Raw genomic sequence first — 15,425 nt, 5'->3', positions numbered from 1 at the left:
GAGTGATCCAGGGGCCGTTTTCTTTGATCAATCCGCTTACAGGCCGATGTCGGCGCGTTCGCGTTCGGTCAGTTGAATCGCCAAACCCAGCGACTCGACGTTATTGGTTTTACTCAACGCCGCTATTTCCGTCAGATAGTCCTCACTGAAGTCCGGATATCGCGTTTCGAGCGCCTCGGCAGCCTCTGCCTGGCGCTTGTCCAGTGCAGCATATTCATCCGGGTACTTGCGCTTCAGGTAATCGGTCCAGTATTCGCGCTGCACGATATCATCCATGAATTCACGGGTGTTTTCGGCATTGATGACGGCCGTGTAAGCAGCATCGATGTCATGGGCCGTCACACCTGATTCCCCCCGATACAGCATCGAGTCCGGTTGCGCCGGCAGTTCCAGCCGCTCGGTCAGCCCGATACGGTAGGCCAGGCGCACTTCGGCCGGATCCTTCTTTGGCGGGCGTTCGGCATGGGCCTTGGCAATTTCCTCGACTTTTCCAAGGCGGAACAGATTTCTGGAGAGTTTGAAAAGCTCCCTTCCCTCCTGATCGGCTACAACAGATTGCAAGGCGTTGAATACGAACACCTTGACCTCCAGATCGCTGAACCGAAGAATTCGGCCATCCCCGCAGGTGTAGCCGCGCTCTGAACGGAGGAACAGGTCCTTGCGCAAGTCGGTGTTGCTTCGAGCCGCATCGAGTACTTGCCAGACTCGACGGGTGAGATCAGCACGGTCACTCATGAAATCCCTGGTGTGCCTGAGTTGCGAGAGCAGATGAAAGAAATCTTGCCCGCCCTCTTCATCCTTCAGGCTATCCCACGTGGCTTCCTTGTCGGCGGTCGATTCCCCGGCGCCTTCCATCCAGCGCTCTTTCTGCTCATCCTCGGGTTCGTCCTCGCCCTCTTCACCGGAAGAATGATCGTTGCCATCCCACTCATCCCGCTCATAGTCCTCGATCATCTGGTCGATCTCGTTCAGGTTATAACCCAGACTATTGCCGGACCGGCGTGCATACTCCTGCAAATACCGGAGTTCATCCGCCGACAGTACGTTATCGGTGAGATTGGTACCTCTCATCAGTTCGTCATGACCGGTCGTGGCCTCTGCCGGTAGCTCCCTCAACTGGTTGTAGCTCAAATTCAGTGTTCTCAGTGCGGGCAGTTCCAGCACACCTTCCGGCCACGCACTCAAGTCGTTGTCATTCAAGTCCAGGGTATCGAGCCGCGTGAGCCCACTGACATCGATCGTCTGCAGGCAGTTTTCGCTCAAGTCCAGCCAGCGCAGGCCGGTCATACGGGTGATCTGGTGTTGCAGTGGCTCGCTGCTGGTGAGGTTGTTATGGGCCGCTTCCAGGCGCTCCAGTCGCGCAAGTCCGGTAATGGCGCTCGGCATGCTATCCAGGCCATTGCGATTGAGCATCAGGGTGTGCACCTGACCGAAAGCGCTGAAAAAAGGGTCGAGCCCTTGTCCCCCTGAACTGACCCCCGTCAGGTTCAGCGTTCCGACGTGGCTGAAATCGCCGGACAAAGCGGGCAGCCCCCCCAGGGGAATATCACTCAAGTCGAGCAGGCTGCCGCGGTTTTCCTCCGAGACCGCCAGTGCGCCTCGCAACCGCTGACGCCACACAGCCAAAATCCGGTCGGCGGCGCGACGGCGATAGGTCGACGACACCCGATAATTTCCTTCGCGATAGGTGCGGATGTTGATCCAGTCATTGAGCTGCTGCCTCAAGGTTTCGAGCTGCAGACGCCATTGCGTGATTTGGCTGTCGATCTCCAGAAACGGCAAGCCCTTTGTCCGCAAAAGCTCGATGACCTGTTCAGCGGTTTGTTCGGTCAGGGCCGGGTCCAGCCGTTGCAGGCGGGCCACCAGGGAAAACGCCGGATCGTTTCGGTTCAGGTCCGTCGCCAAAGGCCCAAGAAGATCGCGATTGATCGAATCCTGGGTTTCCTCACCGGAAAAATACTCCGGCTCACCACCCGTGCTCCCCTCCAGCAGCACATCCGGCGGAATACCAAGCGTGTTACCACTGCGCCGGGCAAAAGCCTGCACCTGGGTAAACGCTTCGGTGGTCAATTTGCAACCGCGAAGGTTGGTGTTGAACAGCAGACTGTCGTGCCCGCTCCATGCCTCGCTCGGCACGGCACTGATTGCGCTGTAACCCAGTTCCAGGCGCTTGAGCCCTGGCAGGTTCAATATCCCAACCGGCCAGTCACGAACGGCGGTGTGGCCCAGGTCCAGGGTTTCCAGACTGCTCAGCCCCGAGACATCCAGCGTGCGTACCGGGTTGTATTGCAGGTTCAAGTGTTGGAGTTTTTCCAGCGCGTTCAAGCATTGCTGAACAGGTGGCGTCACAAGTATCTGGTTACGCGAAGCATTCAACGTGGTGAGGTCCGACAAACCTTCCAGAGCTGACGGAAACCCGGCCAGGGCGTTATTGCTGAGATCCAGCTCGCGCAGACCGGAAAAACGCCTCAGAAAATCATCGAGCTCATCGAGTGGCGCCCTGACGCCCCCCATGCGCAAGGTCGATACATGAGCGAAGGCATTTTCCGGAAGTACGGGCAAGCCACCCAGGGCGACACCCGACAGGTCAAGAGTCGAGGCCGACTCGCTGGAGTTCAACCTCCAGGAAGGCCCGGGCACCGATGCCTGGGGCTCGTACTGCGCTCGCAAGCCGTTACGCCAGTTGGATTTGAGCTTTTGCGCCGTCGAAAATAGAGCCTGCGAGTCAACCTGACGCTGATCGACACTGAGTGTGCGGGATTGCCAGGTAACGAGTACCTGGTCCAGCTCACGCCCTTGCCGACGCAACTGCCCGACACGATTGAGCATCGCATCATTGGAGTCTCCAATCCGGCGGAACTGCTCGGCGGCGTTGGTAACCGGATGCGACAGTACACGGCTTACAGCTCCACGGCAGTAGCTGTCGACCATCCTGTCGACGTCAACCAGATGCGCGGGGTTATCCTTGAGCCAGGCGTAGGTCGCCATGAAGGATTCGTGGGTGAGCGTCGACCAATCCATCGTCAAGCCTCGCCACAGACGCTCATGCCCCTGAAGCAATTCGGTGGGCAGTGAATGAAGATAACTGCCTTGCAGGTTCAGTTGCTCCAGATGCTCAAGACCCAGTACGCCGACAGGCCACTCGATCAATTGCGCCCCGGACAGGTTCAGCCCACGCAGCCTGGTCAGCCGGGAAACATCGATGCTGTTGAGATAACCCGAACCCAATAGATTCAACCGTTCAAGCTGCGGCATTGCGTTCAAACGCGCCTGAAATTCGACCGGGTATCGCAGGCGGTAGCCTTGTACCGTCAGCTCGGTGAGCGACTGCAAATCCGCTAGCGCGTCGGGTAAACCATCGAGTTCGCTCAGTCGTACCGTGAGCTTCTTCACCTCGGAGAAGCGCTGCAGTAGCGTCGCAGCCTGGTGGCCGGTGAAGTCCTGCCCGCCGATCAGCAACTCGCTGACTTGCGAAAACCCGTCCGGCAACGGCGGCAGTTCTGCCAGGTTTTGCAGATCCAGCCGTTGGTACGCATCTCCTGTTCCAAGGAGTGACCGCTGCCAGCAATCGACGATTCGGTCTGCGACCTGTCGCCGCCCGACCGGCCTCAAGGGCGTCGCATCCGCAGGTTGAGCGTCTTGTGCAACCCATCCATCCAGGGAACTGCGCAGAGCTTCAAGTTCCCGAGCCTTGGTGTTCAGCAGATGAAGCGTCTGTTGCTCGGTCTTGCCCTCCATCAGGCATCGATAAACAAAGAGCTCGGCCTCCAGCTCCTGCGCTCCGGGAAAAATATCCTGCACCCGCGCGATGAGCGAAGAGGCCACCTTGCTCCCTGCTCCACGCCCGCTCAGGAGATAGCCCATTCGGCCGTCCGCTAACCGCATCGGTGGTTTGAACCAGGGTTTGATCGGACGCTGCCCAAGGGCGAGCGCCATGTCGCTACGATGATCGAAGGCGTATTGCCGCAACATGTTTTCCAGATCGGCACTCTGTCCGACATGGGGCAATTTCAGGGATTGGCGTGCACTGTCCGGCAAGGCATGCATGATCGAGGCATAAAAATTGCGACCATGACGGGGAACACTGTTGAGGGTCTCCCCTCGCTCGTTGAAGGCCTGGTAACCGCTAGACTGTTTGACCAGAGATTTACGAAAGGGAGCGTCTTCACTGCCGATGCTGTCGAACAACTGACCGCTCAGCCCGCCATCGCGTACCTCCAGCCTCACATCAGTCGGCCAGCCCGGCAACTTCTCCAGTGCGTGCAGCGCCAGCCTGTCGCTATCGGCTGCCGCCATGCTGTCCAGGTGCAGGCCGGCCAGGGCGCGGTTCAGCCGGCTTTGCTGTACGTACCAGCGGGCTTCTTCGGCCAGCCGCAAGGGCACCCGTTGACTGTCGCGCATTCTGGCGCGCTCCAGATCGCTGGCATTGGCCAGCAATTCGGTGGCGGCCTCTGTCGACAGCCCCGAATGGTGTCGTTTGAACAGTTGCACCAAAGGCTCGTCCGACGTCTCGCTCCCATAGAGATTGTCGAACAGCGCCGTTTTTTTGCTCAGTGCCAGCTCCCCGAGCCGTTCCCTGAGCACAGCCCCCCGCAACGAGGGAACCCGAGCGCCCTGTTCGCCGAGCAGGCCGGTGATCTCCTGCTCATTGAGCCCCGCCAGTATCCGCTCGGGAAACCCCGCCCCCGTCACTTCGCCGCGGCTGAGTTCGATCGTATCCGCCGCTGGACCGTCCTGGACACCGTACCGGGTCGAAGGCCCCAGCTCTGGTGTCCCATCGAAAACCTCCAGAGCGCGACCGGGCGGCCAGCCCGGCAACTCGCTGACAAAAGGCAGAAGATGGGTGTAATCATCGTTAATGGGCTGATCACTGCGCACTTGCCGGATCAGATCGTTCACCTGCCGATCGACCTTGAACTGACGCAAGGCATCACGAAGCAACGGCGGGGTTGGCAGATTGTCGACGTGCATCTTGCGTAATACATCGTCGTCGATACCGCTGACATCGGCGATGCGTTCAAGCTCCTGATCGGTGAAGCTTTCGGTTTCCTGGCCCATGCGCCGTAACAGGGTCCTGCGATCCCATTCCAGGGGACGTTCCAGGCTGTGGCGCCAGGCACCGCGACCATTGTGTTGCATCAGCGGCTGATAAGCGTCCGGGTTGGACGGATGCTTGATACGCCATTGCTGCGCCTCACTGTCGAAGGTCTTTTCATAGACGTGACCTTCCAGCTTGATGCAGATCTTGCCGCCGATCTCATATTGTCCCAACGCATTGGAGCTGGCCTGGGGATCGAGGGTCAGCGTGCTTCGGTAAGGTGTAAGGTCCGGCTTCCACAACCGCGCTTCACCATTGGGCAATTTGACCGGCACCAACCCGTCGACCCAGCGAGAAACCTGAATGGTCGGTGCCTTGTTCGCCACCGCTCCCGCTACACCCAGCGCAGCCATGAAGGCAACATTCATGGCCACAGATTCGAGATGCGACCAAGCCTCATCACTATCACCGTCCTCCCAGGCCTCAATGCCCTCAAAGACCTCGACGGACAATTGCACAGCGGCGACGGCCATCATCACTTCCCCAAGCCCGGGTACGAAAAAAGCCGCGACGTTGAGAAAGTCCAGGCCCAACTCGGCGTAATGCTTGAGTCGCGCCCAGAATGCTTCGTTGTCCACATCCTCGGTGGGCACTGCCAGCAGGCGTGCATTGGCTTTCAATCGCTGCAGATGCCGGGCGTGGAGTTCGCCGAACAGCTCGCTACCGAAGAAAGTTTCCTTGAGCCGCAGATTGGCCTCGTCATCATAGATCTGCTCATAACGGCCTCGGCGACCGGCGTCGGCGTTCCATTTGTAGGTAAACAGCCCCTCCTTGACCCTGCCGATAAAACGAGCCGACTCATCGTGCTTCACCCATCCCGTGAGAAGACGCTGGTATTGCGCCGAGCGCACGTTGAGCCGCAAGTCCTGCTCGAACGCCTTGAACGAGGCGTACTCCTTGATGGGGTACAACGGTGCACCCGGGATGTAGACGATGATCCGCTCTTCATTTGCACTCAGCTTTTTTTTCAGCAGCGGTATCGGATTGAGCGGTAACAAGGAGGTCCAGGGCTCGCCTCTTTCAAGCAGTTGCCGGATCCCTCGAGCGGCTGTGCCGATGATGACAATCTCGCTCAACGACGAGCCGAGCATTTCCAGTTGGCTGTAGACGATCGGCCGCCCATTGAACGTCGGCCTGGGCTGGTCATTCAGTATTGCCAGCAAGGTTTCATAGCCCGCCTGGGTGATTTCGTCCTTGATGCGTGCGATATGCACACGCATTTCCATTGCAGCCTTCTGTGCCGCGATCATTTGCTCGCGCACCCGGGCCTTGCTGGCTGCAGAATCGAATATCGCGTCGAGGTGATCCTGATACTGCTTGCCCAGATCAAGGTCGCGACACAGGGTCGAGAACGCGGCGGGCGTTATGGCGAGTTTCTCGGTGTACCGGTGACGCGCCGCTCGCGAGCCGTCCCTCTTGGTCTCCCCGTAGTACTCGGTGCGCAAAGCCCCGAGTGGCGCGATCGCACTTGTTTCGCCGAGGGCCACCTCGTCGAATGCCATGCCTGCTTCGAAGTTGCCCAGCGCTGCCTGCAACAACGATTGTTTGATGGGCGGTTGGCGATAGCGCAAGTGATACAGCTGGGTGTTTTTCAGATCCGGCTCGGCCGCGAACGTCTTTCGCAGCGCATCTTTGAGCAATGGTTCGCAAAAATCGGTGATCCCTTTCAGGTCCTTGAGGGTCCTGGCCAGGGCGTCATTGGCGGCGCGGCTGCGCGCCTGGCTATCGCGCAAGCGCTGGCGCAGCTCGGGCGTCGCGCGTGCAAACCAGCCAGGGTTGGCGTGAGCGGGTAACTGGCCGGGTACCCTGCTACGACCGAGCGCCTTGAGGTTGGCGGCGGTCGCATGGTTGATCCAGGCGGGCAGCCGGTCTTTGATCAGTTCGGTGTGCAAGCCGCTGTCTGCGGATGAGTCCATTCCAGACACGATGATTCTCCTGATGTCAGTGTTGAAACATCAGGAGATCACGACCGCGCACTCGCTCTGCGGTACATAATTATTTGATAAACATTGCCCGGACGACGAATTCACTGCCTGCAAGCGTGGCATTGACTATCCTCATCACACCACTATCAAACCGCAGTCAGAGGCTTTTATGGACGATCCGAACAACAAGCCGCCCACCTTCTGGCAGATGCTGCACAGTGTCATGGCGGCGGCTTTCGGGGTACAGAGCGGCAAGAACCGGGCGCGCGACTTCACCCACGGTAAACCGAGTCACTTCGTGATTCTGGGGATTCTGTTCACGGCGGTGTTCGCCCTGACGCTGTTCGGCATCGTCAAACTGGTGCTGCACCTGGCAGGGATCTGAGCCTGCTTCCAGGCCAATCAGTGCATCAGGATTTGCAAGCTGAACGGGTAGCGATACGACGTCGGCCGCCCCTTGGCCGAGAGTTTCTGGAAATCCACGCCATAATCCTGAGTAGCACTCAACGCCAGCAACCGCTTGGCTTGTGCCCGATCGATCAGTTGCAACAACGGAATCTGCCGGTCGCGCCCGCCATACTGACTGATGTCCACACCCTGATCGTAGTCATGCAGTTGCACCAGGGCCCACCCCCCCAGAGTGAAGTGCCCGCCCAACAGCACACTCAAACGCCCATCCAACAGCGCCTGTAACGCGGTCGGTGAATTGTTGATAGCGCTGAACAGTACATCTTTGCCGGGTTGACCGCCCGTTTCGGCGTAGGCCTGCATGGCGCCAAAGGCCATTTCATCGTTGGCCGACCAGACCAGCGACGTTTGCGGATAACGCTTGAACAATAATCTGGCCTGTTCGTAAGCTCGTTCACGGGTCCAGCCACCATAGACCAACTGGCGCAACCGCACTTCAGGGTGTTCGGCCAATGCCCGCATCATGCCCTTCTCACGCTCTTGCGCGGCGGGCGTGATCTTCAGGCCGGAAAAGGCCACGAGATCAATGACCTCGCCGGGTGCGACCGGGCGATGCAGACGAATCAACTCCTTGAGCATCAGGTAGCCGCCCTCCTCATTGTTGGGCACCAGGCTGCCCAACCAATCGGGATACTTGTCCGGCTGGGCACCGAGCAGGCGCATCTGGTCTGCGGTCAGGGCGTTGTTGACCAAAAACAGCTTCACGCCACTGCCTTGAGCCAGACGCAGGATTTCGGGCGCGACATACAGTTCGTTGACGAACACCAGATAGTCCGGCCGGTTCGGCCCTTGCAGGGCTTCACGGGCCTGCTTGAGCGTGGTTTCAGCGTTGCGCTCGGAATACCGGATGTGCAAATCCATGCCGAGGTTCTTGGCCGCGGCCTGCATGAACTGCGAGTAACTGACCCAGAACACCTCTTGGGTGGTCCCAGGATTGAGGAACAATACGGACGCCGCCTGGGCGCACGGTCCCAGGACCGTACCAAGCGCCAGCACTACACCACAGAAAAACTTCAACATTTAATCGTCCGAGCCCCCGAAAATTCGCCGCGCATTATAGCCAGCGAAGTCCCTTGAAACGGCGCTTATTCCGGCATTTATCCGACGATTGTCGGCGCCGGGCCCGGACGAGGTCGTTTATTGATGGCTGACCCAGAACACTGCTGTACCCACGACCAGGATGATCAGGAACAAAATCGCCCAGGCATCGACCGTGCTATCGCTTTTCCTTGCTTTGGTTGGGTTGCTCATTGCATCGCCTCTTGTCGGTTTTATCGGTGACTGCATAAAGACTCGAGCACAGTTAAGACGATGATTGCCCGCACCACAAATGAGGGCTTTACCACGACGATTCTCATTAGTCGTTTTGGTTCTTTGCATATACTCAAACATCACTTTTGCGCATAACTGCAAACTGGTATCTTGCGTCGGCTCCGTTGGGAGTGCGCGGCCGTGCGCGCAGAATTGCCGAGGCAGAATCGGATTACAGCAAGCGATCACGCAGCTGCATCCGACCAGCCCAAGCCTGAGAACAGGACTTATATGTACGTATACGACGAGTACGATCAGCGGATCATCGAGGACCGCGTCAAGCAGTTCCGTGATCAGACCCGACGCTATCTGGCAGGCGAGCTGAGCGAAGAAGAATTCCGCCCCCTGCGCCTGCAAAATGGCCTTTACATCCAGCGCTTTGCCCCGATGCTGCGGGTGGCGGTGCCTTATGGCCAACTCACGTCGCGCCAGACGCGAATGATGGCCAAAATTGCCCGCGACTATGACAAGGGCTACGCCCACATCAGTACCCGGCAGAACGTGCAGTTCAACTGGCCGGCCCTGGAAGACATCCCGGACATCCTGGCGGAGCTGGCGACCGTGCAGATGCACGCGATCCAGACCAGCGGCAACTGCCTGCGCAACGTCACCACCGACCAGTTCGCCGGTGTCGCGGCCGACGAGTTGATCGACCCGCGTCCATGGTGCGAAATCGTCCGTCAGTGGACCACCTTCCACCCGGAATTCGCCTACCTGCCGCGTAAATTCAAAATCGCCATCAACGGTTCGACGTCCGACCGTGCGGCCATCGAAGTCCATGACATCGGCCTTGAGCCGGTGCACAACGCTGCGGGCGAGCTGGGTTTCCGTGTGCTGGTCGGTGGCGGTCTGGGCCGTACACCGGTGGTGGGCGCGTTCATCAACGAGTTCCTGCCGTGGCAGGACCTGTTGAGCTACCTCGACGCCATTCTGCGGGTCTACAACCGCTACGGCCGTCGCGACAACAAGTACAAGGCGCGGATCAAGATTCTGGTCAAGGCCCTGACACCTGAAGTGTTCGCGCAAAAAGTCGACGCGGAAATGGAACACCTTCGCGGTGGCCAGACCACGCTGACCGACGCCGAAGTGCATCGCGTGGCCAAACACTTTGTCGATCCGGACTACAAGGCTCTGGAAAACCAGACAGTCGAACTGGCCGAGCTCGACAAACAGCACCCGGGTTTCGCCCGCTGGCGCATCCGCAACACCCTGGCCCACAAGAAGCCGGGTTATGTGGCAGTCACCCTGTCCCTGAAACCGACCGGCGTTGCGCCGGGCGACATCACCGACAAGCAGCTCGATGCCGTTGCCGACCTCGCCGACCGTTACAGCTTCGGTCAGTTGCGCACCTCCCACGAGCAGAACATCATTCTGGCCGATGTCGAGCAGAGCCAGTTGTTCGCCATGTGGGGCGAGTTGCGCGAGCAAGGTTTCGCCACGCCGAACATCGGCTTGCTGACCGACATCATCTGCTGCCCGGGCGGCGACTTCTGTTCCCTGGCCAACGCCAAGTCGATCCCGATCGCCGAATCCATCCAGCGCCGTTTCGACGATCTGGACTACCTGTTCGACATCGGCGAGCTGGACCTGAACATCTCCGGCTGCATGAACGCCTGTGGTCACCACCACGTCGGCCACATCGGCATTCTCGGCGTGGACAAGAAAGGCGAAGAGTTCTACCAGGTGTCCCTGGGTGGCAGCGCCAGTCGCGATGCGAGCCTGGGCAAGATCCTCGGCCCGTCCTTCGCCCAGGAAGCCATGCCTGAGGTGATCGAGAAGCTGATCGACGTGTACATCGAACAACGTACCGAAGACGAGCGCTTCATCGACACCTATCAGCGTATTGGCATCGACCTCTTCAAGGAGCGCGTCTATGCAGCGAATAATTAAGAACAACGAAGTCGTCGACGAAACCTGGCACTTGCTGCCGAAAGATTTCAACATCGACGAGATCAGCAACTGCGACGACCTGATCGTCCCGCTGCAACTGTGGCGCGAACACAGCCGTATGCTCAAGGCCCGCGATGGCGGCCTGGGTGTGTGGCTGGATGCCGACGAAGAAGCTGAAGAAATCGGTGACGACGTGGCGAACTTCCAGATCATCGCCCTGAACTTCCCGGCCTTCACCGACGGCCGCAACTACTCCAACGCCCGCCTGCTGCGTGACCGTTATGGTTTCAAAGGCGAACTGCGGGCGATTGGCGATGTGCTGCGCGACCAACTGTTCTACATGCATCGCTGCGGTTTCGACGCCTTTGCCTTGCGCGCCGATAAAGACCCGTACGAAGCCCTGGAAAGTCTCCAGGACTTCTCGGTGACCTATCAGGCCGCCACCGACGAACCGCTGCCGCTGTTCCGTCGCCGTTGATCGTGATGCCTTGAGCCCGCATTGCCGGGCTCAAGGCTTGACGCTACCGGGGTCAATCCACCTCCATTGGAAACGGCCGCCCCATCGCCACCCAGTCCCCATATAGCCTCGCCCGGTTTTCCAGTGACGTGAAAATCGCCATTGGATTGTCTGCATCGTCTTCGGCCAGTTCGACGTCACGACTCAAGCGGGTCCATAACTCATCCGAAGCGTCTGCCTCACTCAACAGTCGCCAGGCGCGTGCCTGAATTTCCTCGTAGTTGACCAGGAAATCCGGCGTAAGGCTTACGCCATCCATGACTCGCAAGAAACGTGTGCCAGAGGGTTTGGCGGCCAGACGCTGCCAGATCGCCAGTCGCGCGTCCCGCTGCTGTTCTTCGATGTCCCGCAGCCAGGCTTCGGGCTCACCGTAGTCGGCATGCGGTTCGCTCAACCACAGGTTGATACCGGTTCGCTCACGGTGGTCTATCAACCGCCACAGTGTGTCTTCATCGGTCAGCGGGTTGCCGCCCATTTGTACCCGCCCTCGGGCAATGGCTTGATTGATGACGGCCTGGGGTATTCGGGCTATGCGGTTGTCGCGCAGGTCGAGCGAAGTCAGGTACGGCTGATCCATGATCCCGATCGGGCACGTGGTAATGCCGCTGTTTCTCAGGTTCAGCCGACGCAAATCAGTCATTCCCAGGAGCAACGGCGGGACATCAAGCGGGTTGTCACTCAGATCCAGGTCTTGTAGCCGGATCATGCCACTCAATTGCGAAGCGGCGCGGTCAGTGAAGGTCAGGTCACAGAAACGTAAATTCAGTGAGGTCAGGTCGTGCAATCGTGCCATCGACGGTGGTAACGCGCTGATTAGCTGATCTTCAGCGTTGAGGACCTGAAACACACTCAGGTCGACCCCTTCCAGATTGAGCATCCGCAGGTTTGGAAAGCTCTCGAGAAAGTCATTCAGGCTCTCACGTTCGGTCACCTGAATACGTCGCATCGACAACTCGACTACTTCGTTGAACCTGACGTTGAGCGCAGGCAAGCGATGGTAGTCCTCGAACGCCATGTCCATTCTATATCCCACTAACTGACCACCGGCGTAAATCCGATTGCCCTGAAGCGCGCGCTTTTGCCATATGGAAACCAGTTCGACGGCAAGCTCGCTCCTGGTGTCGTGCTCAGTCGCCATCACCGCTTGCACCTGTTCGGCGTTATGGATCGCAATCTGCCGGGCGTTCATTCCCTGCGCCGCCTCATCGTCGGCGGTCAGAACAGGGATATCCATGTCGTCGATGTCTTGGGCAACCTGGTCGATCCAGGCGCTCAGGTCGGCGTTCAGTTGCTGCAATTGCTGTTTCAGACCATCAATGTGCGCCTGTGCACCGGCGCCCACCCGCTGCAAAAGCTCATCGGCCTCGGCATTGCTGAAATCCGGATAAATATCCTGAAGCTGTAGCCGCATCATCTGCTGCGTCAGCGCTTCGGCCTGGGCTGTCGTCGGGAAACCGCCGCCGCGCAACCCTTGCGTTTCGAAGGGCAAACCGGTGTCCATCCTGCCCAGCCCGGTCATCAGCTCGGAACGGGACAACGCCCGCTCGCCGATGTAACCCTTCAAGGCGCCAACCGGGTCCACTGCGGGCAACAGCAAAGCAGCGCGCTCCGAATCGGACAGAACGCCGAGTACCGCCTCATGGAAATCCGTACGTTTTGCAACGTTGACCACCTCGTAGCGCTGACTGGCGGTTTTGATCAGGCGTCGCACATCGGTGGATTCGAGTGGGCCGCAACGATCCAGCACCCGCCCATTGAGAGATGCATCGAGCACGTCGATACGCAGGCCCTTCGGCCAACCGGGCAGGTTTGGCAGTGAATGCAACGCCAGCGTGTCCGACTCGGGATTTCTCATCGAGCGCAGATAAAGCCCCTCATAGGCACGATTCAAGCGCACATGCTGCTGGTACTGGCGGGCTTTGCTGTCGAGGCGACTGAACAGTCTCTTTGCCTCCACCATGTCAGGCGATGACTGGAGGTCCACGCCATAACGGTCGAGCATTTGCTCCACGGCGCTTTTTGGCAGGTCGGGATATTGCCGTTGAAACAAGCCGACCCAGGCATTATCCGACTGCTGCAAGGCCTGGTAGCGGCTGTTGAACAGCGCTGTGCGTTCGCCATCGGCGAGGTGTTCAAGATCCTGGTCGATCCGAAAGCGGCTGATGGTGTCGCCGAGCAACGGCGTGGGCGGACGCCCCGTGTGCATCACCCGCAGCATGTCGTTGTCGACGGCACTGATTTTGCCGATCTGTGCCAGCGTTTCGTCACTGAAGCCAGCTACCGACGAACCGATTCCCCGAAGCAACTCCCGGCGACTCATCGCTTCGGCGGGCAATGGCGCCGGAGGTGCGTTTACAGGCAGATCGGGAACAGATTTGCCAACCGGTTCCTGACCTGCATCGATGGGCTCACGCCCTCTCTCGAGCGGATTCGCGGCCTCGGCACCTTCGACCCCATGCGCCGCGCCTGCTGCTGCCAATGGCAGCGCATTAAGCAAACCGAACACTGTGCGAGTCACCCCCTCCGAGCGTTGTGTCGACGTCTCGCCGTTGACCGCCTGGTCCAGGCCATAACCGGCATCGATCAGCCCGGCCAGTGCCAGCAGCCCCTCGCCCCCCGGAACAAACAACGCCAACGGACCGAAACGATTGACCCATTGCACGATCGGTTCGACGACTGCACTCAAGTTGTCCCGGTTGACCTGCGCGTCGTCACGAATGCTGTCAACGCTGGTCTGAGCCGCGCGCTTCATGGTCAGCACCAATTGGGCGAAAGGATCGATGAGTGAGGAAGGCTGCTCGAAACCAACGTATTGAGCAGGGTCCCAGTAGCCATCGTCGTTAAACAGGCCGGCCGTTTTAGTCAGCCGGTGTTTATTCGGGTAGACCACCATGCCTTCCAGCGCCGTCAACACGCCGGCGTGGAAGGTGCCATCCTCGCGATCCGCCTCGGCAAAGTGACTCGCCAGCGCCCGCTTCGTGTCATCGCCCTTGCCCTGCGCCACGATCCAGCGCTGCAAATGTGCAGCATCGATGAACTCATGCAACGGCGATGAATTGCCGGGGATGTATAACAAAATCCTCGAGCCGGAGCGTTCGCGCCAGGTCCAGATGTCCGTCGCCGTATAGCGATAAAGCTCAAGGCGCCCGACCATGATCGAGGAAGGCATCCGGGTCGGTGCCTGCAACTGCTTGAGGGTCAGCGTGCCCCAGGCTTGATGCGATGGCAGTCCCGCCGCCTGCAGGGCCAGCTCCAGGCCTTGCTGGCTAAGGCTGCTTTCATGGCGTTGCAACCAGGCACTCATGACAAATGCGGCTTTGACCGAAGTCCTCAGCGGGTAGGACTTGGCGGCCATGATCGCCTCATCCGAGGGCCATGCTCGCTCAAGATAGGCCTGGTACAAATCCTTGAGCTCCAGCGTCCAGACCCATTGCTTGAAGTCGGCGGGTTTCAGGGGAGTTTGCGTGAGTGGCCCATAGGTTTGCGGAACGGTCTGGCGATAGACCCCTTCATAGGTCTGGTGGTTGCCGCTGCCGTGATTAGCGAACTCGTCGACATGCTCGACGATACGCACGGACGGACCGATGTCGGGTGGGGTGTACAAGCCAAAGGCGGTTTCGCCGAAGCGTCCGTCCCCCACCGCTTGGTAATCGCCGAGCAGCGCCTGCAGCAATGTCCGGGAATTGGCCACCTGGCCTTGATGGATGCCGTTCTGTGCAGGATGTCCTTTGTAGTTGTAGTCGAGGGTAACCAACAAAGCCGTGTGCGGATCGATGTCCCGTCCCCATTTGTCCTTGAACAGATCCGCGCCAAACTGGCCCGGTGTTTGCGGCCGCGCAGTGTCTACGACAGCGCGCAGTTCGTCGCGCATTCCCGGAGCCGGGACCGGTTCCGGGAGGTTCATCTGGTTAAGCGTTGAGTCACTCATGGTGCAGTCCATTGCAGTCAGTCGAGGACGTCTACAGTAAACCGGCATGGATGGGTAGGAAGCCGGAAAGGTCCCCGAAACCGCGAGGAAAATTCTCCGATAAAGACAGAAAAGAACCGCCCAAAACGACGAAACCAGGCAGGCCATGTGGGAGCGGGCTTGCTCTCGAAAGCAATGGCCCAGTCAACATTGAAGTCGTCTGACACACCGCCTTCGCGAGCAAGCCCGCTCCCACAGGTTTCGCACCTTGATTGACTGGCATTAGGTAAAGCCCGGTTTCGTCGGGTT

6 protein-coding genes are annotated in these 15,425 nt (G+C 59.2%); 3 read left to right on the top strand and 3 right to left on the bottom strand.

All coding sequences use genetic code 11. From position 1 onward, the window contains the following. Positions 1–36: 36 nt before the first annotated feature. Positions 37–7,014, bottom strand: a complete 6,978-nt coding sequence (locus QMK51_RS11680; protein WP_320394507.1) for an NEL-type E3 ubiquitin ligase domain-containing protein — start codon at positions 7,012–7,014, stop codon at positions 37–39. 178 nt (positions 7,015–7,192) lie between these two features. Between QMK51_RS11680 and QMK51_RS11675 the strand changes: the two genes are divergently transcribed. Continuing rightward, positions 7,193–7,408: a DUF2970 domain-containing protein gene (locus QMK51_RS11675; RefSeq protein ID WP_258700248.1), complete on the top strand. Its 216-nt coding sequence runs from the start codon at positions 7,193–7,195 to the stop codon at positions 7,406–7,408. Between the two features lie 17 nt (positions 7,409–7,425). Here QMK51_RS11675 and QMK51_RS11670 read toward each other — a convergent pair whose 3' ends face one another. Then, a complete protein-coding gene (locus QMK51_RS11670; protein ID WP_320394123.1) occupies positions 7,426–8,511 on the bottom strand; it encodes an ABC transporter substrate-binding protein in 1,086 nt (361 codons plus the stop codon). 522 nt (positions 8,512–9,033) lie between these two features. Between QMK51_RS11670 and QMK51_RS11665 the strand changes: the two genes are divergently transcribed. Then, positions 9,034–10,692, top strand: a complete 1,659-nt coding sequence (locus tag QMK51_RS11665) for a nitrite/sulfite reductase (RefSeq protein ID WP_320394122.1) — start codon at positions 9,034–9,036, stop codon at positions 10,690–10,692. After that, positions 10,676–11,170 carry a DUF934 domain-containing protein gene (locus QMK51_RS11660; RefSeq protein ID WP_258700245.1) on the top strand — a complete coding sequence of 165 codons (495 nt, stop codon included), beginning with the start codon at positions 10,676–10,678 and terminating at the stop codon, positions 11,168–11,170. Before QMK51_RS11665 ends, QMK51_RS11660 begins: the two co-directional genes overlap by 17 nt. A gap of 52 nt (positions 11,171–11,222) precedes the next feature. Here the strand turns inward: QMK51_RS11660 and QMK51_RS11655 are convergent, their stop codons facing one another. Continuing rightward, positions 11,223–15,137, bottom strand: coding sequence for a leucine-rich repeat domain-containing protein (locus QMK51_RS11655; protein ID WP_320394121.1), 3,915 nt, complete (start codon positions 15,135–15,137; stop codon positions 11,223–11,225). Between the last annotated feature and the right edge of the window lie 288 nt (positions 15,138–15,425).

The sequence above is a fragment of the Pseudomonas sp. P9_31 genome, from assembly GCF_034008235.1.
Classification (GTDB): Bacteria; Pseudomonadota; Gammaproteobacteria; order Pseudomonadales; family Pseudomonadaceae; genus Aquipseudomonas.
Note: the sequence above shows the minus strand (reverse complement) of the source record. Positions and strands in the feature narration are given on the sequence as shown.